Source organism: Pedobacter sp. WC2423 (assembly GCF_040822065.1).
Classification (GTDB): Bacteria; Bacteroidota; Bacteroidia; order Sphingobacteriales; family Sphingobacteriaceae; genus Pedobacter.
Genome location: NZ_CP162005.1, coordinates 5,660,802 through 5,684,867, shown reverse-complemented (window position 1 = coordinate 5,684,867; position 24,066 = coordinate 5,660,802). Strand labels below are relative to the sequence as shown.

The window sequence follows — 24,066 nt, the reverse complement described above, 5'->3', positions numbered from 1 at the left end:
AAAGCTATTCGATTGTTAATTTTTGGCTGCCCATCGTTTAAGGGATTCAACGGCATCAAATAAAACACCTGCCTCACCTCTGAAATCGCCCGATCCTTTAGCTTCGCCGGTTTGTACATTGTACCATTCGTAAAATCCTTTATGCACGATTGCGCGGTCTACCATAGGCATCAATTCAGCATAGGCTTCCTTCACCAGCTTATGAGTGATCAGGCCGCTGATCATCCGGCCACCGAACCAGGTCCAGTCACCGCCATTTTGATAAGAATAAGGGAGCATATTTGGAAATTCACTTTCCGGATAAGGGGGATAAACGGTAAAACCTATCGTTGCAAACTTCTCTTTTGCGGCGGCGGCTACGAGCTGAAGGTTAATTTGCTGTACTTCTTTTAGCGTATTAAATCCGGCTAAAATTGCACATACTGAACCGCCAGCATATAAAATCTGGTCTTCGTTAAATGTTTTGGAGAAAGGACTGCCATCCAGATATAAGTGAGGTCTGTATTTTTGAATTTCAGGCATCCACAAATGTTTGCGGACATTCGTTTTAATTGTGCTGGCCAGAACAGCCCAGTTTTGCTGTGTTTGGTAGTCTTTAGGTTTCATGGCCAGAAAATCATGAATGGCCATTACAAACATGGCATTATCATAAATATCAATGGCCCATTTGGTATGCGCATTAACCGCTACCCCCCAGCCTTTTTCGGGCTGTACATCTCCCCAGTCTATTGTAGTGGCTCCTTTTACAAGACCATATTGCTCTGACCACCTCTCTTTTAAGATATAAGAAAAAGATTCCTCCATTCTTTGCAAAATGGTTTTAGCTTTAATACATTCAAAAAGAATACCCTGATCGCCGGTAACGTCAATATACTTTTTCACCGCCTGGATCAACGAGGATTCCTGATCTGTTTCAACCGTATTTTTATGGGCTGCCCATCCTGGTAATAAGGCGGAATAACAGTATTGATATCCTCCATTTGCTTGCGCGCTGTCCACTACGCCATCCACGATGTTTCCATCATCTCCCTGTATTTTAAAAAACATCAGGAGCATATTTCTGACTTTCTCTTTGGGCTGAATTTTTAAAGCGCCTTTAATGAACGTGTTAAAGTCCCTGATCCAGACTTCATCATAAGATGTGTCTGCGGAGAACCCGGTGAGTAATTGAATTGCTCTTGCCTGAATGGTATCTAAACGCTTATCAGACCGTATGGATCTGGCAAGTTCTGCGCTGTCTGCTACCTGTGCGGCAGAGTTTAGCTGTAGTAAACAAAAAACAGCAGAAAAAAGAAGTAAAGATTTTTTCATTCAGTTTTATTTAAATACAATAAATAAAAGCGCACACGTTTCTCTTTTTACCTGGAAACATGATTACCGTTTATATTTGGTTGGTTAATAGTTATGTACAAACATAAAAGTATTCTAGGTATTTCCAAATTTTAGATGATCTTTTTTTGTATTGATAAAACGGTTAAGCTTCGTCAGGGTTGGATTGCAATTTTACTTATTGTTCATAGTTAACATGGAGAATAATTTTGATCCTATTCAACTTTTCTTTTAAGTTTATTTTTGTTCATTCGGGTTCATGTGAACTATTAGTTTTTCGGACGGCTATATGTAACGCATATATACCTACATTCCAATTAACTATGTATGTACTAAAAAGCTTAAGTTTACAGGTGATAATTGTATCATTATTAAGTTGACCATGAATATTTCCATCGACCATAAAAGTCATATCCCTCTTCATATCCAGGCCGAACTCTTATTAAGAGAACTGATCAAAGACCCCGTTTACCAGGCTGGCAAATTGTTGCCTAATGAAGTCGATCTTGCAAAAAAGCTGGCTATCTCCAGAACTACGCTTCGCCAGGCCTTGAACAAACTGGTTTATGAAGAATTACTGGTTCGGAAAAAGGGCTATGGAACGAAGGTCGCTCCTTCTAAAATAAGCTCTAAATCAATGAATTGGCTAAGCTTCTCACAAGAGATGAAAGCCAGAGGTATACCTGTTAAAAACTACGAACTGCATGTGAGCTGGGTATATCCTGATGAGCAGATTGCCAACTTATTTGACATTAAAACAGATAAAAAGATCCTGAAATTAGAGCGTTTACGTGGTGGAGCTGAGGGTGCCTTTGTTTATTTCATCTCTTATTTCCACCCTCGGATTGGTCTTACAGGAGAAGAAGACTTTAAGCAGCCTTTGTATGAAATGCTGGAAACAGAACATTCGGTAATCGCTAATTTATCTAAGGAAGAGATCAGTGCCATTACTGCAAATAAATTTATTGCCGGCAAACTGGAGGTGGAAACCGGAAGCCCTATTTTATTCAGAAAGAGATTCGTTTATGACCAGGGAGACCGCGCAATGGAATATAACTTAGGCTACTACAATGCGGAAAGCTTTATTTACACGGTAGAAAGCAGAAGAAATCACTAGATCTTAATGGATTAAAAAATGGTCTTTGACTATTTAAAAGAAATGTCATATGTTTGGACATTACAATATAAAACCAAACGTAATGACTGAATACAACCCGGACGGAATAAATACCCGGTTATCAAATACTCCGTCTCGATTGTTATGTTCTGGTTTTTCGCTTCTTGCTGTCTGATTTCCTTGTCCGATTTCCTTGATAGTGGTTTACAAAATGGTACCCGAAACTAAAGGAAAGTCACTGGAAGAGGTACAGGATATCTTTATGCATTAACATCCATTGTTTAATAGCAAAGAATATCTATATAAAGATATACAGATATCTATAAATCTTTATATAAGTATTCTTCAATTCCGTTATTTCAATTCTCCCTGCCCCTGGTGAACTTTCCCACAACACAGACGGTTATTTGCTAACCTCCGCTTCAGGCATTTTCTTTTTCTTCTTCTTCAAATAATTCTCAGAACTGCTGACATAGGGCTGTCACCAACGGGCCGTTCCTTAGCAATTCAATCCAACAAAAGATGAGAAAATTAGACTTGACAAAACTTTTTAAAACTTATTACTCTGCAGGTAAAGCTCCCGCTTTATTAGACCTGGATCAAGCTAACTACATAGCCATTTCAGGTATTGGAGATCCAAACGACGAGCCTTTTGCAGCTAAGGTTCAAGCTTTATATGCAACCGCTTATGCCATTAAGTTTATGCATAAGGCAATAAATCAGGATTTCATGATATCAAAACTGGAAGGTTTATGGGATCTAAACGCACAAACTCCCCGTGCAAAGTGGAAATATAAATTATTGATTCGTATGCCAGCTTATATTCGTCAGGAATCGTTGTGCACTGCCATTGAACAGGTAATTTCAAAAAAACAAATACTTTTAGCCAAAGAAATAGAGCTTTATACTATGCGGGAAAATAATGTAGTACAGGTGCTGCACACCGGGCCATTTAGTACAGAACCTGAAGCCATACAACAACTGCACGCCTTTATCGCTAAAAAAGGTCTGGAGAAAACCGGATTGCATCACGAAGTGTATTTGAGTGATTTTCGAAATACCGTTCCTGAAAAACTAAGGACGATATTACGTCAGCCTGTCAAATAATCAAAACTCAATTTGATCGGCCGTAATCTCTTCTGACTGAGGAGAGATCAGCAAGCCACTGAACAACTCAGTGCTGTAATGAATAATTTTTCCACTCTTAAGCAGGATTGTAAAAAATATCAACAGCACTGATCAACTAAAGTATAACTGTTTGCCCGGTTTTGACTGATTCATCGCAGGCAAATGCAATTCTCAAACTATTGATCGCATCGTTTGAAGGCTCCGTTAAATCTATATTTTCCAAAATTGATTTTAGAAAATAACGTTGTTCCCGGTTACAAAGCTCCTGATGATCTGGTTCATCGGCGAGATCAATCCACCTGTCCTGCTTTAGAAAACGACCCTGATCATCCAGCTCCGCATCATGTACTTTGATGGATTCCGTTTTGGTATGCGCAGCTATAGAAGCTGATTCACCTGCTCCACCTGCTTCCTTTGCTACAATTGACACTGCTCCTTTCGGCCCGATCACATCCTTAATGAAAAAAGCAGTTTCACTCATCATAGGCCCCCATCCAGACTCATACCAGCCTATTGAACCATCCTGGAAACGAATCTGCAACTGGCCATAGTTATAAGTATCTTCACTGATAGCATTGCTCAGCCTGGCTCCGATAGCATTCACCTGAACAGGTTTAGATCTGGTCATCTGGCACATCACATCAATATAATGTACCCCACAGTCTACTATAGGGCTTAAACTCTTCATCAGGTTACGGTGTACCGCCCATTTTGCGCCCTGGCTCTGCTGATTCAGATTCATACGCATCACTAGTGGTTTTCCCAGCGCCGAAGACAATTCAATAAACTTCTGCCACGAAGGATGATAACGTAAAATATACCCTACCAATAACTTCTTACCAAATTTTTGAGCTGCATCAACTACCCGCTGCGCTCCTTCCAGAGAATCTGCCAGCGGTTTTTCTATAAAAACATGACACCCATTTTCCATGGCTTTAATTGCAAATGCCTCATGCGTATCCGGATAAGTAGAAATACAGACTGCATCCGGACTGGTGGCCTTCAAAGATTCCTCATAATCACTAAACAGCGGGTAATTCCCCCCTAACTGTTCATTTAATACTACTTTACTATTTCCTGTGGAAACCAGCCCGCAGATTTCAAACCCTTCTAAAGTATGGTAAGCGGTAGCATGGGAAGACCCCATGTTACCGCATCCTACGACAAGTACCCGCAGGTTCTTTTTATTTAAAGTCATTGTATCTTATTCAATTAAGCGCCTAAACTCCATCCCTGACGATATTCTCTTTTGATGTATTGATTGACCTCATCGAAATTCGTCACTCTGAGATTTTGCTTATCCCATAACAATTTAATATCTCTTCCCGGATAATCAAATCCGGTTCCGGTAGCTTTAGCTTTCTGAATTTCAGCCCCCCTGATCGCCAGGTTAGCAATTAAAAGCGTTTCAGTCAAAGGACCCGCAATATCAAAAGGAGAACTTAATTGTATTTTGCCATATCCGGCAATAGCAGCCTCTACCCATTGCCAATAATGTCCATCCACTCCACCTTTCACTCTTTCTATTTTTTGCCTGGTATGGACTTCATTATTGCGCGATAAGGGTAAAAGTCTTGGATTAGAACCGTAAACTTCACACATCATTTTACCTTTTGTTCCTTCAAATAAAACTCCGTTTGCGCCAAAACTCTCATTTGCTCCCAGTTCCTGTGGACGTGCAGGCTTAATTCCCCCATCCATCCAGTGAATCTGCAAATCATCCTTCGTTTTTTTAGTTTTCTCAAAAGTCATAATCACATGACTTGAAGGAGGGCAGCTATCCGGAAAATATCCACGTTTAAATTCATCTACATAAATGCTTCCCACACTACATTGTACATCAATCGGGGTGCTCAAACCCAATACCCTGAAAGGCGGTTCCACCAAATGGCAACCCATATCTCCGATTGCCCCGGTTCCATAATCCCACCAGCCCCGCCAGTTAAAAGGAACTAATTTATCGATGTAAGGCTTATAGGGCGCACTGCCTAACCAAAGATCCCAGTCCAGTTCTTTGGGAATGGGCGTACCACCCGCAGCAGGCCAGGGAATTCCCTGTGGCCATATCGGACGGTCAGTCCAGCAATACACATTATGCACCTTTCCAATTACACCATCATCACACCAATCCTGTAACTGCCTGACGCCGTCTCCTGATGCGCCCTGGTTGCCCATCTGTGTAACTACACGGTAACGAGCCGCTGCTTCTGTTAATTTACGCGCTTCATAAATATCATGAGCCAGAGGCTTCTCTACATAAACGTGTTTTCCTGATTGCATGGCAGCCATAGCAATCATAGCATGGTTATGATCTGGCGTTGAAACCACTACGCCATCAATATTTTTGCCTTCTTTATCCAGCATCTCACGGTAATCCTTGTAATATTTCGCTTTAGGGAAGCTTTTTACCGAATTTGCAGCTCTTCTGTCATCTACATCACAGAGAAAGGCAATGTCAGCTTTTCCTCCTTTATAGATATTGCTCAGGTTACTTTCTCCTTTTCCACCAACCCCAATCCCGGCAACCAATAAACGATCACTAGGTGCTAAAAACCCCTTTCCTCCCAAAACATGGCGGGGTACAATCATAAATGCTGCCGCTGCAATCGCAGAATTTTTAATAAATTTTCTTCTTGAATTATCAGCAGCTGAATCTTTTTGCTCTTCCATCATAAATTTACTATTTACCTAAATCTTTGATTCTTATATTTCTGAATTGTACCGGCGAACCATGGCCTAAAAAACCAATATGACCGATATTACGACTTAATCCCGGATGTTTCTGTCCATCAACAGTACCGTTTTTCCTCGCTTCTGTGATATCGGCGTCTAAGATAGCCGTACCATTTAAAATCACTTTAACTTTGGGACCTTTCACAATTACTTCTTCATAATTCCATTCTCCAACTGGTTTCAGGAATCCTCTTTTGGCAGCAACAGTACCATAGATTGATCCATGAAATTGATAAGCATGCAAATCCTTATAGATTGGCGCATCGTTGTCTAAAATTTGCAGTTCCATTCCTTCATAAGCTGCATCTCCTTCAAGCGGAGCTCTGATTCCCAGTCCATTATTCGCACCAGGAGTGAGCTGAAACTCAAAGCGGAATACAAAATTACTATACTCCTGTTTTGTAAACAGATTACCACCAGAACCTTTTCCCGGCTTCGGACGAATCGCAATATTTCCATCTTCAATCACATAATCAGTTGTATTGCCCATCCAGTTATGCATGTTAGTGCCATCAAATAAAACTTTAAAACCTTCTTTTTTTTCTGCTGCACTTAATTCAAAAGGTTTTGCGCGCGGGATTTCACGGATATAAATATCACGGTAAGCCACCGGAGAACCATGTGCCTGCAACTCAATCTGCTCTTCTGCAAAGATTGGCAGCGTTCTGTCCCAGTAATTTTCAAGAATTACATTATCTGTTACCAGTTCACCATTCAGATAAACCGTTACCCGATCCCCCTTCATTAAAATGCGGAAAGTATTCCACTCATCCAGTTGATTATCAGCAACCTTCAAAGGTTTACTTTCATTCACCTGGTTATTGTATAAACCACCTGAACCTACTTGTGCGCCCTCTTTTACACGCGCATTATCCCAAATCTGTACTTGAGGAGATCCGCGGAGATAAATTCCTGCATCACCCTTTTGTTTATGGTCATCAATAATTTTCCAGTCTACCAGCATTTCAAAATCACCATACTTTTTAAGCGTTGCCAGGTTATTTCCATGGCTCATGAACAGTAATTCACCATTAACTACATGCCAGCTATCCAGCATTTCGGCATTTGCCTTTTCCTGTGCAGCAGCTAAATCCTCAGGAGCCATTTTAGACCTTTTGACCGGGTCTTCTACTAAACCTTTCCAGCCAGTCAGATCTTTCCCATTAAACATGGATACAAAGCCATCACCCTGTGGCATTTCTGCCAGATATTTACGTATCGCCTGCTTTTGATATTCACCATCCGCCCCTTTTAACGATGCGATTGTTTTATCCAGTAAATTTCTTACCAAAGCTCCATGATAAGACTTATCAGCCAATGCAATATTCATTACTGCAGTGGCAGCAGTTGCCGCAAGTGCAGGGTCATCCAGGTATTTACCAGCAAAAACTAATGAATTAAAGCATTTAGCGTTTGCTGCATCTTTTAAAATCTGTTGTTGCTGTGCAGGTGTTTTTGCCAGCGTCATTGCTTCACGTAATAACAATAGTCGTTGTTCGGCAGGATAGTCACCCTTCCTGATCAAAGCCAGGTAACCATCAATTGCCTGGTTCACCTGATCAGTATTTTTAGTTTCTCTGGCAATCCGGATCAGTGGTCTGGCAGCTTCCCCATCAACCCAGAAAGCCAGGGCAGCGATTGCAGATTTTTGCTGCTGCTCATCCCCTGTATTAAATCCATTTTGAACTGCTTCCAAACCTTTATTCCCACCTGAGCTTGCCAGCATTTTATAAAAAAGAGGCTTTTTATCAGCAGAAACTTTGTCCATTTGCTGCAATAACTGAGCTGTTTGCTCAGCTTTATTTGCCGTTCCCCGATTAGCCGCAATAATTGCATCTTGCAGGCTGATTAATGCCGCCGGATCAGAATTTTCATTTAACAAGGTAAATAATTGAGGCAAATCAGCACTGGTCACTACTGATTTTAAGGCCGTAAAAGCAGCCTTTCTGACTTCCGGATGCTTACTTTTCAGCAAACCATATATTGTATTCAGCTGATCGTTTGCTGCACGCGATGCCAGCAGATCAACCAAAGCAATCTGCATTGCAGGATTTGACTTTGCTATATATTGTGCTAATTGTGAGGTAATCCCATCCCCTTTCATTCTTTTGATGGCATCAGCAACCACAGTTGCTCTGGCCGCATCACTTTTACGCATTACCTGGAGTAAATTATTCAGCACCTGGCTCTGACCTATATGAGCCGCCGCATTAATAGCCGCATAGCTAACTGGCTGATCATTGCTATTCAATAACTTTAGGATCGCAGGTAAAGCATCTTTCGCGTCATTTGCGCCAAGCATATGGATGATTTCTGCTTTCGTAACCGCATCAGATTTGTCCAGTTTATTGATCCAGAGGGCTGCAGATGCTGGATTTAAATAGGGTGCAGCAAATTTTAATGCCGCTGCACGGTATTGACTGTTTTTGTCACCAACCGCCTCAATTAAAATAGTTGAAGCCTGATCTTTACGACTGTCTGTCAACAGCTTAAGCGCTGCAGAGCGAATACCAACCTGATGATCTGCCGATGCTTGTTTCAAAAAAGATTCCGCTAACTGACCAGATAAGGTATTATTTCCATCTCTTAACAGGTTTTCCGCATAAAGCAGTGCAGCGGCAGTCGCATTCGTATTTTCATATTGAAAACCACTTTGCGCTGCTGCATCTGTCATTATTTTTGCCGACGAAGGATCAGCAATGTTAGCCAGTGCATACAAAGCTATTTTTTTTAATTCTGGCTGGGCATCACCAGTAAGCTTATGGATAGCATCAGCTGCACCTTTAAAACGGCTATCCCCTAAGGCATTCACAATAGCTAGTTGTGAAGGCCCGGTAGCTTTCGCTAAACCAGCTAACAGGGCGCTTTTCGAGGCTGGAGAATTGATTTTCACCAAAGCTCTTGACGCTGGATCTGAAAGCTGATTGTCGCTCAGAAACCCTTGTAAACATGAAATTGCACTATCATCTCCAACTATTTCCAGCTGACTAATGATAAAGGCTTTATTTTTAACATCAGCTAATTTGGTTAAAGCCTTGCAATAAGCATTAATACTCATCTTTTTTGCGCTTTCACGGCCGGTTTTGCTCGCATAAGCAGAGTAACCGCCAACCGCATATTCCAATAAAGCATTATTGCCTTTTCCCTGGACAGCCATTCCACTGATCATCGTTGCATAGCCATCTTCTCCCATATTGGAGATTTCCTGCATCCCGGCGTTTAACAGTTCAGCATTCTGAGCTGGTAACTGCGCATATAAATCTGCGATTCGGGTTGTTATAGTACGCTGGTCGGTTTTTACCTGGGCAAAAGCATTGTTTTGTAACAGGGCAACAGCCAGCAGTATAAAAAATATCTTTTTTATCATGAGCCAGAATAATTAGCGGGTTTTAAATAGAAAAATGAATGATTTAAATAGTCCATGGTGCACGTAAAACCGGGTTGATTAACCTGTTCGCTGCATCATCATCTATAAATACCTGTTTTACGGGATCAAACTTCAGAGAACGCCCTAAACGTAAAGCGATCAATCCTATATTGATGATATTACAAGACCGGTGACCATTCTGCTCATTTAAGGCAAATTGCTGCCTGGTTTTAACCGCTTGTGTGAAATCAGTTAACTGTGGTGCAGGATCAGGGAAACTTGCCAGTTTCCTTTCCAGATCAGGAATATCTGATTTAAACCCAGGATAGAGTTTCCCCTTTGGCCCTTCAATATAGGGTACATTTGTATCTTTCCCTTCCCCATCCAGAATAATCTGGCAACCATCTGCATAAGTATAAGTAATTCTGCGCCAGGTCCCAACTGCATCTGTATGCTGTTGTGGTGCGTCTATTTCAACCGATACCGGACTTGTATCGTCTTTACCCAGAAAATACTGAATAGGATCAATATAATGCTGTCCCATATCACTTAATCCACCCCCATCATAATCCCAGTACCCACGAAAAGTCTGATGTACACGATGCGTACTATAAGGCTTGTATGGTGCAGGCCCCAGCCAGGCTTCATAATCCAGTTCTGCGGGTACAGGCTCAACAGGTAAATTATCTTTTCCTACCCAGTAAAACTTCCAGTCAAAACCGGTATGCTTACTTACCGTAACTTTTAAAGGCCAGCCCAGCAGCCCACTATCAACCAATTTCTTAATCGGTTTTACAGGGGTTTTCATTCCATAAAAATCATCTTTAAAACGGAACCAGGTATTCAGGCGGAAAATCCTGCCATGCTGCTGAACGGCTTCCATTACCCTTTTTCCTTCGCCTATACTATGGGTCATCGGCTTTTCACACCAAACATCTTTACCGGCATTTACTGCATCTACAGACATGATACCATGCCAGTGCGGAGGGGTAGCAATATGTACAATATCCACTTCAGGAAGTTTGATCAGCTCTCTGTAATCACTAAAAGTTTTCACGCCTTTGTCCAGCATCGGCAAAGACAGCGCCAGATGTCTTTGATCTACATCACAAATTGCAACTACTTGCGTACCATCATAAGGAAAATGATTGCGGCCCATTCCGCCGACACCAATAACAGCTTTAGTTAGTTTGTCACTTGGGGCTATAAATCCATTTCCACCAAGGACGTATCTCGGGACAATAGAGAATACGGCAAGTCCCACAGCCGTTTTTTTAATGAAGTTTCTTCTTGAATTTGGTTCTTCAGGTTGCATATATATATTATTTGGTTAGGTATCATATATATTGATTGTTCAGTTTTTTTATTTTAATACGTTCCCCACCAACCTTAAAAACAGCTTCTCTCTTATTCCAAATATAATATTATTACCGAAAAACCGATGTATTATTGTTGATAAAAAGCAAATTGTTAACAGTAAGTTAAAGCACCAATTAACCGTTATTTTCTTTAATATTGCACCAAAAAACAACGATATGAAGAAAATCATACTTTTATTCGCGTTCAGCTTACTGACCGCTACTTTAACATTTAGCCAGGACAAAGCTGCATACAGAGAGAGTTTCAAAAAGATGATGATCGCCAACGGATCTGAGCAAACTTTTAAGGTTGTAATTGATCAGATGATCAGCTCTTATAAAGCACAGAGACCAGAAATAAAACAAGAGATCTGGGATGGACTTGGCGCATCTTTTCACAAAATCGGAATTGAAGAACTTTTAGACCTGCTTTTACCAGTTTACCAAAAACATTTATCATTGGAAGACATCAATAACATGAATGCATTTTATGAAACGCCAACAGGCAGGAAATTTGCAGAAAAGACTCCTGCCATTACACAAGAATCCATGCAGGCGGGACAACTCTGGGGTCAGAAAATCGGGGAGGAATTCGCTAAAAAGCTCGCAGAAAAAGGAAACTAATTCAGGCAGAGCTTAGTCTTGTTAAAATCGAAATTCACTTTATTTAAATATAAAAGACTGAGCATATAACTAATCATCTCTGCCTGCTCTGCCCGGACAGGCAGAGAAAATTCATAAACATTTTCAGGTACATTGTTGACATTACAGGTTTCAAAGACCACATTCACCATTTTCGGTGACCGCTGACCATATAGCTCATATGGAATTACTGTTATTTTTTTACCAACCTGCCTGGTTTGTAAATCAGTTTTAAAGAAAAGACAGCTGTTGCTATAAGTAACCAGTCTTTTATTGATCGTCAATCGCTCTTTGCCATAAAGCTTCCACAAACTATACCTTAAAAAAAAGGCTAATAACAGGATGGCTGCAAAAGCAACCGCCGGCATCCGGAAAATAATAGCAAGAACCGACATTCCCAGAAAAGACAGGTTACCACTGATTAAAAAAATACGGTGCGTCAAATTCACCTTGCTTTTAATCGTAATACATACGTTATTTCCATCATAATCAAGAATTAAATCATTTTGGCTCATTTTCCAATCCATCAATTTGCTAATTAAAATTACTGATTTGATGTCCATCAAACATCAATACAATGTAAAAAACAGCTATTTTTAGCGAAAGTATCATCCATGGTACATATATTTGTTTCATGAAGATCGAAGATGAATTACAACATCAGTTTTTAAATGCTCAGCAAAGAGTGAGCACCAATATTATCTTCACGGCGAACTGGATTTTAAACAAAATCTCTGTTTCATTAAAACCAACCGGACTGTCTTTGCAGCAATTTAATGTGCTGAGTATCCTGAATGGACAGCCAGAACATACGGCAACTGTTAATTTAATCAAAGACCGTTTAATTGACCGGATGCCAAATGTATCCCGATTGTTAAATAAATTAATGGAAAAAGGACTAATTCAAAAAGAGCGAAACCTTTCTGACCAACGTGTTGTTTATGTTAAACTAACCACTGCCGGAGAAAAGCTAAGAATTCAAGGCAGGCAGATTTTAAACAATATCTCTGTTGGTATTAGCGAAGAAAATGCAGATTTATTGAATGACCTTTTAGAAAAAATGAGGCCTTAAAAAAAATTTACCTAAATAGAATCCATGGATTATAAATCCGTGGTGTAAAAGAGAATAAAAATTAAATTAATACAGTTATGATGAATAATGTAATCACTTTAAATAGCAGACCTGTTGGTAAACCTCAGCTCAGCAACTTTAAATTTGACACTGAGCCTATGCCAGTGCCGGGTGAAAATGAAGTTTTATTAAAAACACTATATGTATCTGTTGATCCTTATCTGAGAGGCAGGATGAACGATTCAAAATCATATGTTCCACCCTTTCAACTCCACCAGCCTATAGAATCCGGCATTATTGCTGAGGTTGTTGAATCTAACCATAGTGGATTTGTTAAAGGCGATTTTGTTTCTGGCAGCTTAGCCTGGAAAGAATTTCAGGTCTCTGCTGGAAAAGGGCTTTCAAAAGTTGACCCCGAAGCAGCTCCACTGAGTGCTTACCTTGGTGCTTTAGGTATGACAGGCTTAACTGCTTACCTGGGTTTAACAGAGATCGGCCAGCCTAAAGCAGGTGAAACACTGGTGGTATCCGGAGCAGCTGGTGCAGTAGGAAGTATTGTTGGACAGATTGGTAAAATATTAGGCCTCCGGGTAGTTGGAATTGCTGGAACTGATGAAAAAACAGCACTGTTAAAGAACCGTTTTGGCTTTGACGAAGCGATCAATTACAAAACGACTAAAGATATGAAAGAAGCCATTGCGGCAGCATGTCCCGATGGAGTAGATATTTACTTCGATAATGTAGGTGGTGAGATTTCAGATGCTGTGATGATGAACCTGAACAGATTTGCACGTGTACCTGTATGTGGTGCCATCTCTTTATACAATGCAACCGAAGCACAGACAGGGCCAAGGTTACAACCGGTTCTGGTGACCAGAAGTGTATTGATGCGTGGATTTATTGTATCGGAATTTGCGGCTAAGTCTCAGCAGGCAATTGCTCAGCTGGCAGGCTGGCTGAAAGAGGATAAACTAAAGTATAGCGAGACTGTTGTAGATGGATTCAATAATATTCCAGCAGCGTTTATGGACCTTTTTGAAGGCAAGAATGAAGGTAAAATGGTGGTAAAAATTTAAAGATAAATATTATGAAAGTTTTAATTGTATTAACCTCACACAGTGAGTTAGGTAACACAGGTGAAAAAACCGGTTTTTGGGTAGAAGAATTTGCAGCACCTTATTATGTACTGGCAGATGCAGGTGCTGAATTAACTTTGGCATCTCCAAAAGGTGGTCAGCCACCTATTGACCCTAAAAGTGAATTACCTGATTTCCAAACCGAAGCAACGCATCGTTTTGATAAAGATACTGAGTTGCAAGGCAGATTAGCACAAACCGTAAAATTAAGTGAAGTCAATGCAGCTGATTATGACGCTGTATTTTATCCGGGAGGTCACGGGCCAATGTGGGATCTTGCGAATGATACCACTTCTATTCAATTGATAGAAACCTTCCTTCAGCAACAAAAACCAATTGCCCTGGTTTGTCATGCACCAGCTGCATTAGTCAAAGTTAAGGATGAAAATGGTGATCCTTTGGTAAAAGGGAAACAAGTAACAGGTTTTTCAAATACTGAAGAAGATGCTGTTCAACTGACCGATGTTGTTCCTTTCCTGTTAGAAGATGAATTAAAAAGATTGGGCGGAAGCTATAGTAAAGGTGCGGATTGGGGCTCTTATGTCAAAAAAGACGGTTTATTAATTACCGGTCAGAACCCAGGTTCCTCAGAAGAAGCCGCTTTAGAATTGTTAAAAGCTTTGAAAAGCTAATTAAGTTCAACGATCATAAACATACCGCCTGCTTTCACTCAGCAGACGGTATGCTTTAATTAGCCGGATTCGCTTACCATCCGTACTAAAAAGTAAATTCTCCAATAAATACACCTCCCTTTTGCTCAGCTGATAACTGTAATGCAATGAGCTTACGCTTTTGGTTTGCATTTCCGTAATTCGTATAAATCTCAGCCATGATTGTGGTAGGTCCACTGATACTTAACTGGTTGTCACCATAATAATTTACTTCAATTTTATAGGTACCCTTAATTGCTTTTTTAATCATAAACTGCTCAGGCCCGTACCCGCTGGTAAAGTCATCACTTAATCTTCCCCCCGCTTTAGTCCGGTTATTATTGTAAAAACACTTTTCACCATTAGGATCTGTTACCCAGAGATCTATATCTGTATCTTTTTTGTTCCAGTTCATGACCACTCTCACCTCAACCGGTAAATTAAAAATAATCCTTTTGTCTATTTTTCCTGTATTCAGCTTTCCTGGGTGAAGAAAGATCAGGTTATTGATTTCCGCTAAAATAATCTCTTCAATTCCATGATCGCGGTTGGCATTATCCATACTGTAGCTTTGGTTCAGTACCGTATATAAAGTATCCAGTGCACGCTGCTGATAACCACAATCGGCCAGTGCCAGTGCATAATCGCGATAACTTTGCGCATCCATAGGCCGCCATTCCAAAACTTTATGGCTGGTAAATAATTCCGCTTGTACGTTGCCTGTTTCTCTTAGTTTATAGGTTAAAGTTTTATAAATTTCGGCATTCTCCAAATCCAGTTCAGTCAGGTTACTCAAAATCATCAATGCCCTGTCAGTGTCCTGATGCTGCTGAAACCAGTTTGAAATATCCAGATAGAATGAAGGTGTAGTTTGATATTCTTTTCTAATAGAAAGATATTGTTGATAAGCCTCATCCGCGCTGCCACTTATCTTTTTCATATACTCCTTATCACTTTTGAATTCTGGAACAATAATAACAGGTTGTTCTGCCGGCGCTCTGCCTGCAATATCACCCGGAGCATGCTTACTTAGTTTACTTACCGCTAAAGGTGAACTCACTACAGTTTCAGCTAACATCTGGCTGGATTCAGTTCTGTTCTGTCTATGCGGGGCATTCATCCCCCGAACTCTTATTTCCGAAACCCGTTCCTGTAATGCAGGGGTAGATTGATCAGACACAACTACAGGATCACCAGCGACTGCTCTCTTTTCAGGTTTAGGAAAAAACTTCTCCGGTTTAAAAACTTTGTTCCACCATGTTTTTAATTCTGCAGCCATGGCAATAGCTTCTTTCATCAAACCTTCTTTCCGGTTTTCTTTTTCCTGTACCCTGCCTTTCATTCCCCGATCATACGCTGCTCTTAATTCGGCAGGAGGCTCAATTCCGTACCTGATATAATCACCCACCGATTCCAGGACCAACAGGCTGGTATTCCTGGTCACTATTCCAAACTGCTGTCCCAGTGCACTGATTTCTTCTTTATGCTGTGCATAATTTACATCCATAGCTGAAAGCTTTTGCTGTGCCCAGATCTTGCTCACTTCAATCACCCCGGCATTTTGTCCGGCCGCATTCAACTTTACTTTACGCTCCAATGTTACGTCTTTACCATAACCAAATTGCAGCGTCAGGTCTTCAGCTCCCGAAGCTGCTATACCAGTTACACTCAGATAACCATTTACACGCACTGGCAAAGCGGGATACAACTCACTGATTCCGGGATTATTTTTGATTCCTATAAATTGCATGTCATCTTTCGCCATTTGTCCATAAGCAGCTTCTGCAGATTGTACATTCAGATTAATAAACTGTCCGCCGGTTTTGGCACTTATATTTTTCATTAAGCTAAAATCAGCACGTAAAGAAGAATTAATTGTATACACAGGCTTAGTGATCGATACTACAGCATGACCAAAACCAGAGAACCCATCTGTAAAAAACAAATACTCATCCGCTTTAAGCAATCCTGAATTGATTTGACTGTAATCAGTACCGCCATCATAAACCAGATGTGTCAGTTTCTCTCTCAATTCTTTCCAGTTCCCATCTCTGATGACAAACACACCTCCTTTTTTGAAAGTATGATTCAATAAACCCAGTGCTATAGTCAGGTTCTTTTTTTCTTTGATCAATGCATCCAGTAAAGCCAGTTCTTTCGCCTGATCTCTTTGCAGCCCACTTAAAGATATATCCCAGATCAACCCGATATGATTGTTCCAAAGATGGGGGCGCGATGGTGCATTGACGATCACATTGGCCAGAAAATAGTAGCTCTGCCCGGCTTTTTGCATTAATGCGTTCACCGGACTCTCTGTAACAGGCAGCTGAATAAGCAATCCATGTGCAGGAAGAAAATTCTTTCGCTCCAGCTGCGCGATATAAGCTTTGTCTTTACGTTGAAAACTAAAGCTGCCATCGGGCCGTTCGGCCAAGGAAGGTACCTCTGTACTTTCCAATACGCTCACTTTCAACGAGAATTCAGGAACTGCCTTTTGATAGTCCAATGGCAAATGATAACTCAGTTGCTGCGCAGGAGAAAAATGGAGCTCTTCTTCATAACTGATTTTCACTGTTCTGGAACCACCAGCAGGAAAAGGATAAATACGGGTACGGAAATTATTTCCTTCCACCTTTTCCAGTAATCCGGGATCGACCCTCCGATGCTCCACACTTTCAAAAACTTCTGTTGCCCGCGCCTTTTCTACAGGTACTGCTTCCCGCATTTTACCATTGATATCCAGTGCGTATCCGCTTATACTCACCCCTTCAGGCATTGGAAAGGTCAATTCTCCTTCCAATGTGCGGGAACTGGTATTTACAAATGACATCGTCATTACTGTAGTTGCAATGTTCCCGTAAACCTGTACTTCAATATGCATTGATTTCAGGCTGACTGCTTTTTGCACAGCGGGATCTGTTATTCCTAAAACTTTAAGCTGAGGAGTTTGCGCATAACCCGCAGAAATTTGTATTATAAAAAGTAATAATAACAGGAAAAGGGGCTGAAAAATAGATCGTTTCATCATGTAGTTTTTTATTCAGATGCGGATAAGGCAGCTATTCCATAACAGAAAGTATAGAATATATTTTTTTAAACATTTCTGATAGTATACTGTTAATTAGGTATATCAACAAATTAAAAGGAATGGGATTATTAAAAACAGCGTTAATTGGAGCCGCAGTTTACGGTGCAATTAAATATATAACAAAAAAAGATGCCTTTGGCAGATCTATAGTTGACGATCTTCAGGACAAAGCTCCTGAATGGGTTGATAAAGCAAAACGCTTTAAAGAAGATATAGAACAGAAATACAATGCAGAGCTTGACCCTTATACAGAAGTCAAACCCTAAATAAAAATTGTGCTCAATAGAGTAAGCATGGCCGGAATTTCTTCCGGCCATTTTTTATTAGTTATAGTGCTCTCTTTCAAACGCTTTCCATTTGGCGATCATAAAAACTTTAAAATGCTCAGGGATCCCTGCTTTATATTTCATTGTCCCTGGAATTTCCTCCCCGATATTTACTGAAGTCGTCCCTCTGATCACATATTTATTTTTATGCTCCAGCATAATCAATTTCATTACTTTATTGTCAACACCGCCTGTACACGTTAAATGATAAGCGAACGTACATTCGGCAATTCCATCACTATTCAGGTCGGTAATAAACAAAGCACCCGGAATAAACCTGGTTACAATATCTACCGGACATGAACTGATCTGATCATTAACAGTGGCCATCTTATTCCACTGTTCACCAGTTTTCACGTAATGATAAACATGTAATTCCGAATCTCTGTTATCCTCATATTCAGCCGAATCTGCCGAAGCAAATTCCCCTGTTTCGGTTAGCAGCAAAAGGTTTTCTCCTAGCTTATCCTTCCAGCTCATGAGCTTAACTGGTTTCCCCCTGTAAGTTATGGTGGCAGGCAATGCCGTAGTTTTCAGCGTATCACTTTTAATTTTAACCGATGCTGTCTGACCAGGATCAAGACCAGAACTATCGCTCCTGGCAGCAGCAACATTGTTGTTATTTTCAGCATTTTTTGGATGACTGCAAGAAAACAATAAAACGGTCAATGCTAAAACAACATTGACAAGCAAGGCAATGCTCAAAGATGAAGAAAACGGTCTGTTCATAAACAGTAAAGCTAATCTATTTAATAATCAACTGATGATTCAATTCATCCTTTTCTATCGATATCCCCAGAGAGATTGCTATCGCTTTGAATAGTGCATCTTCCGAGCTCACAGAGAAAGTACCTGAAAGTCTTTTATCGCCAATTGATTTATCTTTTAAAACAGCCTGATAACCATAGTTATCTTCAATCAGTATTAAAACTTTGGAAAGCGGCATATTGTCAAAATGCAATTCTCCACTTTTCCAGGCTGCAATATCTGATGTCTGTACTTTAGTTTTCACCAGCGCGGTTTTACGTCCCTGGTATTCACCCATTTCCCCCGGCCGGAGATTGATTTCTGAACTCCGCACCCCCTCTACCCCAAGTCTGACTTTTCCCGTCAGCAAAGCTACTTTAACCAGATTTCTTCTGTTATTGACATTAAAAGAAGTACCCAGTACCTCCACATTAAGCTTTTCAGCATGCACAATAAACTTTTCAGCATCCTTTATGATTCCCGACTGATGCAAATGGTTAACCTTAAAGAAGGCCTCCCCTTCTATCCATACTTCCCGGATAGCTGTCTTGTCCCAGTTTTTGGGATATTGTAATTTAGAATTGGCATTGAGCGTAACGACAGTACCATCGGGCAAAACAAAAGTTCTGATCTGTCCGTACATCGTAGTGATTTCCTGTTTTTGATACTTCGCATCATAGAATAATGATAAGATAGCAATCATCCCGATCAGCAATACCGCAGCTGCTGCACCAAACCAAAGAGAAAAAGATTTGCGCTGCTTTTCAGGATTAGCTTTGATTTGCAATTCAATACTTTTCCAAAGCAATTGCTGTTCATTCAAGTGCATGCTTTCACTTTGAATACGCATAGATAAAATAATATCCCTGGCATCCCGGATTAATGGCTTGGTTTCAGGATATTCATGCTGCACCTGCCGCCAGAATAAGTTCAGTGCCTCATCCGGTAAAGTAACCCATGAAATAAACTTCGGATCATCTATAAAATCTTCAAGTTGATAGGTATTAATTTTCTTTGATTGCTTCATAATCCAGGTTTTCAGTCCTATTAGCCCGATAGCTCATTTTTCACCCCACGTTAGGTGCATTTTTATTAAAAAAAACAATTAAGCAACTGATTATCAGTTAAATAATTTCATATAAAATAAGGACAATAAAATCAAGAATTCATCTTTTGATAGGTTTTCTCTTAAAAATCCGAGTGACCTGGCCATTAGCTTATAAGCCGCCTTTACTGAAATCCCCATTACCCCGGCAATTTCATCGTAAGACAGATGCTCATAAAATTTCAAAAAAACAGCCTCTTTTTGTCTGTCGGTAAGTTTTTGTAAAGCAGGTTCCAATCTTTTTTTAAGCTCTTCTTTTTTCTCCCCCTCTACAATCATATCTTCAATACTCAACGTAATAGAAAAGGGATAGTCTTCTGTTTCCTCGTACGCCTGGTATTTTTGAAGAACACTTATCTTTTTAAAAACAGAAAGTCTGAAAGATTTAAAGAGATAATTTTTGACATCAGCGGGATTGCTGATAAAATCTCTCCTGGTCCAGATATTTACAAACAACTCCTGTATACACTCTTTGATCAGGTCTTTATCCAGGCTAAACTTTGAACCATAATTGTATAAAGAATTTGAATACAGTTTATACAAAGACTCCAGTGCAGCTGCGTTTCCATTTTTCAATAACAACCAGTGTTGCTTTGCTGATGCCGAATGTTCAGGGTGCTGTATGGTCAAGGCTTTTTTTTGCTATGATACTAAATTTATTCAGAAACTGGTTAAATGAAATTAATAAATTGTTTTAAACCCGCCAGGTATAACAAATGATTAAAAAATCCACCACGATTATTGTTTACATTTGAGGATACAAAATAGTGTTCTGCCTAATAATTTTCTACTATGGCTATAAATTCCACTAAGCAATATATTATAGCCATTGGTGCTTCTGCAGGTGGCCTTGATGCCATTTATGCATTTTTTGACCATACACCTTTGGATGGAGTCTCTTATATCGTTATCCAGCATCTTTCCGCCAACTTTAAAAGTCAGATGGCGCAAATACTCAGCACACATAGTAAATTACAGGTCATAGAAGCAACACATGGTGTCCAGGTTGAATCCAATAAAGTATATCTGATACCAAGTTCAGATTTTATGCAGATCAAAGATGGCAGACTTCATTTATCCAATAAAAAAGGTAAGCCGGGGCCACATATGACGATTGATCATTTCTTTATTTCTTTAGCAAAAGAACAAGGAAATAAAGCCATAGTTATTATCTTGTCCGGGTCTGGAAATGACGGGACCAAAGGAGCTGAAATCATTAGAAAATCTGGTGGTATTGTCATCATTCAGGATCCTGCTACCGCTGCTTATAAAGAAATGCCACTGTCAGCAATCTCCGGTACCATAGCAGACCAGGTACTACCACCTGAAGACATGCCCAAATGCATAGAGGATTATGCAAAAAAAGAGGAAGAAGGGGATAGTGATGTAATGGGACAATAACATTTCCCAACTCAAACAGAATAGGTGACTAATCTGGAAAATGAGCTCAAAAAAGTAAAATATCAGCTGGATAAAATCAAAAGGTAAAGCCTACATTACCCTAAGATAACAATTCACCTTATTATTGCAGGAATCAACCTTACGACACCCTTTTTTAGGTTTAACAGGCTTAAAATCTTTAGTTTTTCCGGCTTTATCAGTAGTATCAATCTGGTTTATAGTGGTCAGATTTGAATAAGCCATCCCAATTACACTATCAAAGGTAAAAGAATCGGTCGTTTGTTTGCATCCTGCACTGATAAATATAATTACAGCAAATAGCATCAGTAAAAGTCTCATAATATTATATAAATATTTATTGTTCAATAAATATTTATATAATTAACTGTAATAAGAAATTTAATACGCCAACTACCATTTAACTTACATCAACTCAAGGTTAATGTTAAAAAACAACTTTCCCCATCATCTTCCAGGAACAGCTTTCATACCGAGTACGTCAGTGGCAAAGCTGAAAGTCTTCGACTCCACAGCTTGTACTCCTTTACTTAATAAGGGAGAAGCAATTACATGAGTGCCCGCTTCAGGAATCGCAGATTTTACTTTAAGTGCAGCAGGTGTACCTAATTCATCAAACATCTTTAACATGGCATCTACCCTTACCGTTTTATCCTGGTGCTGTTCATCCTTATAATAATACAACATCAATACCGGTTGTTTAACCTGTTCGTAGGTTTGCCTGGTATTAGAAGTTTCTATAAATTCCTGTAATTGCGGAACAGCCTCCAGGCGATACTGGCTATACCAGTACTGAAGTACTTTTGGATCTGTATCAGCACTTTTTTTCGAATACATGCCGCCCATTACTTTCCGGATCAGCTGAAGTCCCCATGGCTTATTAGTTAACCAGGCCGAGCCATCATTGATTGCAATATTAGGGGAATAAAGAATAACTCCTTTGATTTCAGGAAAGTTCGCAGCCAACCTGAGCGCCAGTGCACCTCCGGTAGAAGTTCCCATGAGGATCACCTTTTTGCCCAGTTTTTTACCAATCGCATAAGCCTCAAGCGTAGAAGCCCATAGTTTCTCAGGTGTAAATTCAAGCATAGCATCCTCACCTTTCAGCCCATGGCCTGCCAACCGGCTCAGGTAAAGGTTACAACCGAATTTTTTAGCAAAATCACGGTGTACGGGCTCTCCCTCACCCTGACTTGCAGTAAATCCATGCAGATAAATTAAAACATATTCAGTCTGCTCTTTATGCGTACTGTCAGCCCAGATAATTCTTGCTTCATTAGCTGTTTTTACTGGCAGCTTTGCTTCTCTTTGATTAATGTAGGTTTCGAGTGCTGTAAGCTGCGCCGGAACTTCCGGCAATGTATTTACATAAACCGGAGCAGCAGGCTTAGGACCTGAAAAATAAACAACTACCAGCAGAAGTATCAGTACTCCCAGACCTATAAGAATTTTCATAACAAGCGTTTTGTGACCGTATCAAAATTAGCATTTTTAATTTATTAAAATTAAACCGGTCAGATATAGTGACAATTAATTATACTTGTTCAATTAACTTGAAATTATCAACAATTATCACCTCACGATCAATGAACCAAAAACCATCGAGTGCATTTGTAGGAGCTTCCTGGGTAGCTTTAATGGTAGGATTTGCAGCCTATAACATTGGCCTTTTTAATGCAACCATGTTATTAAACGAAAAAGGATATTACTTTACCATCCTTATTTTAGGTGTCTTTGCTGCTATATCCGTACAAAAATGCGTACGCGATCGCCTGGAAGGAATTCCGGTAACCAATATTTATTATGGAATAGCCTGGTTCTGCACTATTCTATCACTTGCGCTATTATCAATAGGCTTGTGGAACGCAACACTTGCGCTAAGTGAAAAAGGATTTTATGCCATGTCATTTGTCTTAACAATTTTCGCAGCTATTGCTGTACAGAAGAATACCAGGGACAGTATTGGTGCTGAGCCTAAAACAACTGGCGACACTACTAATTTCTAATTAAAAAGACCTGAATCAGATAAGGATTTACATTTCTTACCGGATTCAGGTCTTCTTTTTCACCAACCCCTTTTAAAATCGTTAAACTGATGCTTTCAGCGTTGTGAAATAGCGTCTGTGATAGTTAATCTGCCCGGTATGATAAGATAAGTGGGCCAAAAGGTGTATCAAAACATATTCAACAGTCTGTTCCTCATTAACCACCTTTATTGCTGCAGGATAATCTGCGTTCAGACTTTGAGCTGTCAGGGTGGAAATTGCATCTCCAATCACTGCTGACAACTGATCAAATTCAACGATCAGCTCTTCTTTGGTAAACAGGCGGTCATTGAATTCTGCATCCCGGTTCCTTTCATAATTAAGCTGTCCAAAAGGATTACCTATAAATGTTTTCAAATTACCAAGCAGGTGTTGTAATAAATTACCACCCGAATTAGTCGTTCCCGGTAATACTTCCCATAAAGACTGATCATCGGGATACTTTTTCAGTTCCTCAGTAACTCTGACGATATCACGTTTGTATAATTGCGTATAAAATTCAGTATTCATATTTATTATTTTTTAAAACAGGACATCCTGTAAATCTGGATTCTTATCAAAAACACTTTTGGCAAAAGGACACAAAGGAAGAATTTTCACCTGTTTAGCTCTTGCATATTGCACAGCCTCCAATACCAGCTTCTTACCTACCCCTTTTCCTGAAAAATCAGGACTAACTTCGGTATGGTCAATAATGAGCTTGTCCGGCCCCGCCCATACATAAGTCATTTCTCCCGCCACTTTATCATCTTCTACGGCTTTAAAAAGCCCCTTTTTCTCCTCGTTAATCTGTTCAATATTCAT

23 protein-coding genes are annotated in these 24,066 nt (G+C 40.0%); 9 read left to right on the top strand and 14 right to left on the bottom strand.

The window, feature by feature from the left end:
* Nucleotides 1-15 precede the first annotated feature (15 nt).
* Nucleotides 16-1,311 (bottom strand): hypothetical protein, encoded by a 1,296-nt coding sequence (locus AB3G38_RS23850; protein ID WP_367866197.1) that lies wholly within the window; start codon nt 1,309-1,311, stop codon nt 16-18.
* A gap of 400 nt (nt 1,312-1,711) precedes the next feature.
* Between AB3G38_RS23850 and AB3G38_RS23845 the strand changes: the two genes are divergently transcribed.
* Nucleotides 1,712-2,446 (top strand): GntR family transcriptional regulator, encoded by a 735-nt coding sequence (locus AB3G38_RS23845; protein WP_367866196.1) that lies wholly within the window; start codon nt 1,712-1,714, stop codon nt 2,444-2,446.
* A gap of 522 nt (nt 2,447-2,968) precedes the next feature.
* Nucleotides 2,969-3,553: a GyrI-like domain-containing protein gene (locus AB3G38_RS23840; protein ID WP_367866195.1), complete on the top strand. Its 585-nt coding sequence runs from the start codon at nt 2,969-2,971 to the stop codon at nt 3,551-3,553.
* Between the two features lie 136 nt (nt 3,554-3,689).
* Here AB3G38_RS23840 and AB3G38_RS23835 read toward each other — a convergent pair whose 3' ends face one another.
* From AB3G38_RS23835 to AB3G38_RS23820, 4 genes are read right to left on the bottom strand one after another with little or no spacing between them, the layout of a single operon-like run.
* Nucleotides 3,690-4,772 (bottom strand): Gfo/Idh/MocA family protein, encoded by a 1,083-nt coding sequence (locus AB3G38_RS23835; protein WP_367866194.1) that lies wholly within the window; start codon nt 4,770-4,772, stop codon nt 3,690-3,692.
* A gap of 14 nt (nt 4,773-4,786) precedes the next feature.
* A complete protein-coding gene (locus AB3G38_RS23830; RefSeq protein WP_367866193.1) occupies nt 4,787-6,247 on the bottom strand; it encodes a Gfo/Idh/MocA family protein in 1,461 nt (486 codons plus the stop codon).
* Between the two features lie 7 nt (nt 6,248-6,254).
* On the bottom strand, nt 6,255-9,674 hold the full coding sequence (locus tag AB3G38_RS23825) for a DUF1080 domain-containing protein (RefSeq protein WP_367866192.1): 3,420 nt from the start codon (nt 9,672-9,674) through the stop codon (nt 6,255-6,257).
* Between the two features lie 43 nt (nt 9,675-9,717).
* Nucleotides 9,718-10,989, bottom strand: a complete 1,272-nt coding sequence (locus tag AB3G38_RS23820) for a Gfo/Idh/MocA family oxidoreductase (RefSeq protein ID WP_367866191.1) — start codon at nt 10,987-10,989, stop codon at nt 9,718-9,720.
* 220 nt (nt 10,990-11,209) lie between these two features.
* Between AB3G38_RS23820 and AB3G38_RS23815 the strand changes: the two genes are divergently transcribed.
* The gene (locus AB3G38_RS23815; RefSeq protein ID WP_367866190.1) at nt 11,210-11,656 is read left to right on the top strand and encodes a DUF2059 domain-containing protein; all 447 of its coding nucleotides are present in this window, start codon (nt 11,210-11,212) and stop codon (nt 11,654-11,656) included.
* On the opposite strand, the gene AB3G38_RS23810 is transcribed toward AB3G38_RS23815, so the two are convergent.
* On the bottom strand, nt 11,653-12,201 hold the full coding sequence (locus tag AB3G38_RS23810) for a hypothetical protein (protein ID WP_367866189.1): 549 nt from the start codon (nt 12,199-12,201) through the stop codon (nt 11,653-11,655). The two genes, AB3G38_RS23815 and AB3G38_RS23810, sit on opposite strands and share 4 nt — an antisense overlap.
* Nucleotides 12,202-12,308: 107 nt before the next feature.
* Between AB3G38_RS23810 and AB3G38_RS23805 the strand changes: the two genes are divergently transcribed.
* The 3 genes from AB3G38_RS23805 (at nt 12,309) to AB3G38_RS23795 (ending at nt 14,514) form a co-directional block, all read left to right on the top strand.
* Nucleotides 12,309-12,746 carry a MarR family winged helix-turn-helix transcriptional regulator gene (locus AB3G38_RS23805; RefSeq protein ID WP_367866188.1) on the top strand — a complete coding sequence of 146 codons (438 nt, stop codon included), beginning with the start codon at nt 12,309-12,311 and terminating at the stop codon, nt 12,744-12,746.
* Nucleotides 12,747-12,823: 77 nt separating this feature from the next.
* Nucleotides 12,824-13,822 (top strand): NADP-dependent oxidoreductase, encoded by a 999-nt coding sequence (locus AB3G38_RS23800; protein WP_367866187.1) that lies wholly within the window; start codon nt 12,824-12,826, stop codon nt 13,820-13,822.
* Between the two features lie 11 nt (nt 13,823-13,833).
* Nucleotides 13,834-14,514: a type 1 glutamine amidotransferase domain-containing protein gene (locus tag AB3G38_RS23795; protein ID WP_367866186.1), complete on the top strand. Its 681-nt coding sequence runs from the start codon at nt 13,834-13,836 to the stop codon at nt 14,512-14,514.
* An 85-nt stretch (nt 14,515-14,599) separates the two neighbouring features.
* On the opposite strand, the gene AB3G38_RS23790 is transcribed toward AB3G38_RS23795, so the two are convergent.
* A complete protein-coding gene (locus AB3G38_RS23790) occupies nt 14,600-17,560 on the bottom strand; it encodes a VIT domain-containing protein (RefSeq protein ID WP_367866185.1) in 2,961 nt (986 codons plus the stop codon).
* A 119-nt stretch (nt 17,561-17,679) separates the two neighbouring features.
* Here AB3G38_RS23790 and AB3G38_RS23785 point away from each other — a divergent pair, with 119 nt between their 5' ends.
* Nucleotides 17,680-17,886 carry a YtxH domain-containing protein gene (locus tag AB3G38_RS23785; RefSeq protein ID WP_367866184.1) on the top strand — a complete coding sequence of 69 codons (207 nt, stop codon included), beginning with the start codon at nt 17,680-17,682 and terminating at the stop codon, nt 17,884-17,886.
* 57 nt (nt 17,887-17,943) lie between these two features.
* Here AB3G38_RS23785 and AB3G38_RS23780 read toward each other — a convergent pair whose 3' ends face one another.
* The 3 genes from AB3G38_RS23780 to AB3G38_RS23770 form a co-directional block, all read right to left on the bottom strand.
* Nucleotides 17,944-18,675, bottom strand: a complete 732-nt coding sequence (locus AB3G38_RS23780) for a M949_RS01915 family surface polysaccharide biosynthesis protein (protein ID WP_367866183.1) — start codon at nt 18,673-18,675, stop codon at nt 17,944-17,946.
* A gap of 16 nt (nt 18,676-18,691) precedes the next feature.
* Complete coding sequence (locus tag AB3G38_RS23775; protein WP_367866182.1) at nt 18,692-19,720, bottom strand: FecR family protein; 1,029 nt, start codon at nt 19,718-19,720, stop codon at nt 18,692-18,694.
* A gap of 93 nt (nt 19,721-19,813) precedes the next feature.
* Complete coding sequence (locus tag AB3G38_RS23770) at nt 19,814-20,428, bottom strand: RNA polymerase sigma factor (protein ID WP_367866181.1); 615 nt, start codon at nt 20,426-20,428, stop codon at nt 19,814-19,816.
* 162 nt (nt 20,429-20,590) lie between these two features.
* On the opposite strand from AB3G38_RS23770, the gene AB3G38_RS23765 reads away from it, so the two are divergent.
* Entirely contained in the window at nt 20,591-21,199 is a 609-nt protein-coding gene (locus AB3G38_RS23765; protein ID WP_367866180.1) for a chemotaxis protein CheB, read from the top strand.
* Nucleotides 21,200-21,289: 90 nt separating this feature from the next.
* Here AB3G38_RS23765 and AB3G38_RS23760 read toward each other — a convergent pair whose 3' ends face one another.
* Nucleotides 21,290-21,538, bottom strand: a complete 249-nt coding sequence (locus AB3G38_RS23760) for a hypothetical protein (protein ID WP_367866179.1) — start codon at nt 21,536-21,538, stop codon at nt 21,290-21,292.
* Between the two features lie 126 nt (nt 21,539-21,664).
* Entirely contained in the window at nt 21,665-22,672 is a 1,008-nt protein-coding gene (locus AB3G38_RS23755; RefSeq protein WP_367866178.1) for an alpha/beta hydrolase, read from the bottom strand.
* A gap of 131 nt (nt 22,673-22,803) precedes the next feature.
* On the opposite strand from AB3G38_RS23755, the gene yiaA reads away from it, so the two are divergent.
* Complete coding sequence (yiaA, locus tag AB3G38_RS23750) at nt 22,804-23,223, top strand: inner membrane protein YiaA (protein WP_367866177.1); 420 nt, start codon at nt 22,804-22,806, stop codon at nt 23,221-23,223.
* Nucleotides 23,224-23,304: 81 nt separating this feature from the next.
* Here the strand turns inward: yiaA and AB3G38_RS23745 are convergent, their stop codons facing one another.
* Nucleotides 23,305-23,772, bottom strand: a complete 468-nt coding sequence (locus AB3G38_RS23745; protein WP_367866176.1) for a DUF1572 family protein — start codon at nt 23,770-23,772, stop codon at nt 23,305-23,307.
* A 12-nt stretch (nt 23,773-23,784) separates the two neighbouring features.
* On the bottom strand, nt 23,785-24,066 hold the full coding sequence (locus AB3G38_RS23740; protein WP_367866175.1) for a GNAT family N-acetyltransferase: 282 nt from the start codon (nt 24,064-24,066) through the stop codon (nt 23,785-23,787).

Bases quoted from the DNA above. Each gene is read 5' to 3' on its own strand.
- AB3G38_RS23850 (WP_367866197.1), bottom strand. From the start codon at position 1,311: ATGAAAAAATCTTTACTTCTTTTTTCTGCTGTTTTTTGTTTACTACAG.
- AB3G38_RS23845 (WP_367866196.1), top strand. From the start codon at position 1,712: ATGAATATTTCCATCGACCATAAAAGTCATATCCCTCTTCATATCCAG.
- AB3G38_RS23840 (WP_367866195.1), top strand. From the start codon at position 2,969: ATGAGAAAATTAGACTTGACAAAACTTTTTAAAACTTATTACTCTGCA.
- AB3G38_RS23835 (WP_367866194.1), bottom strand. From the start codon at position 4,772: ATGACTTTAAATAAAAAGAACCTGCGGGTACTTGTCGTAGGATGCGGT.
- AB3G38_RS23830 (WP_367866193.1), bottom strand. From the start codon at position 6,247: ATGATGGAAGAGCAAAAAGATTCAGCTGCTGATAATTCAAGAAGAAAA.
- AB3G38_RS23825 (WP_367866192.1), bottom strand. From the start codon at position 9,674: ATGATAAAAAAGATATTTTTTATACTGCTGGCTGTTGCCCTGTTACAA.
- AB3G38_RS23820 (WP_367866191.1), bottom strand. From the start codon at position 10,989: ATGCAACCTGAAGAACCAAATTCAAGAAGAAACTTCATTAAAAAAACG.
- AB3G38_RS23815 (WP_367866190.1), top strand. From the start codon at position 11,210: ATGAAGAAAATCATACTTTTATTCGCGTTCAGCTTACTGACCGCTACT.
- AB3G38_RS23810 (WP_367866189.1), bottom strand. From the start codon at position 12,201: ATGGATTGGAAAATGAGCCAAAATGATTTAATTCTTGATTATGATGGA.
- AB3G38_RS23805 (WP_367866188.1), top strand. From the start codon at position 12,309: ATGAAGATCGAAGATGAATTACAACATCAGTTTTTAAATGCTCAGCAA.
- AB3G38_RS23800 (WP_367866187.1), top strand. From the start codon at position 12,824: ATGATGAATAATGTAATCACTTTAAATAGCAGACCTGTTGGTAAACCT.
- AB3G38_RS23795 (WP_367866186.1), top strand. From the start codon at position 13,834: ATGAAAGTTTTAATTGTATTAACCTCACACAGTGAGTTAGGTAACACA.
- AB3G38_RS23790 (WP_367866185.1), bottom strand. From the start codon at position 17,560: ATGATGAAACGATCTATTTTTCAGCCCCTTTTCCTGTTATTATTACTT.
- AB3G38_RS23785 (WP_367866184.1), top strand. From the start codon at position 17,680: ATGGGATTATTAAAAACAGCGTTAATTGGAGCCGCAGTTTACGGTGCA.
- AB3G38_RS23780 (WP_367866183.1), bottom strand. From the start codon at position 18,675: ATGAACAGACCGTTTTCTTCATCTTTGAGCATTGCCTTGCTTGTCAAT.
- AB3G38_RS23775 (WP_367866182.1), bottom strand. From the start codon at position 19,720: ATGAAGCAATCAAAGAAAATTAATACCTATCAACTTGAAGATTTTATA.
- AB3G38_RS23765 (WP_367866180.1), top strand. From the start codon at position 20,591: ATGGCTATAAATTCCACTAAGCAATATATTATAGCCATTGGTGCTTCT.
- AB3G38_RS23760 (WP_367866179.1), bottom strand. From the start codon at position 21,538: ATGAGACTTTTACTGATGCTATTTGCTGTAATTATATTTATCAGTGCA.
- AB3G38_RS23755 (WP_367866178.1), bottom strand. From the start codon at position 22,672: ATGAAAATTCTTATAGGTCTGGGAGTACTGATACTTCTGCTGGTAGTT.
- yiaA (WP_367866177.1), top strand. From the start codon at position 22,804: ATGAACCAAAAACCATCGAGTGCATTTGTAGGAGCTTCCTGGGTAGCT.
- AB3G38_RS23745 (WP_367866176.1), bottom strand. From the start codon at position 23,772: ATGAATACTGAATTTTATACGCAATTATACAAACGTGATATCGTCAGA.
- AB3G38_RS23740 (WP_367866175.1), bottom strand. From the start codon at position 24,066: ATGAATATTGAACAGATTAACGAGGAGAAAAAGGGGCTTTTTAAAGCC.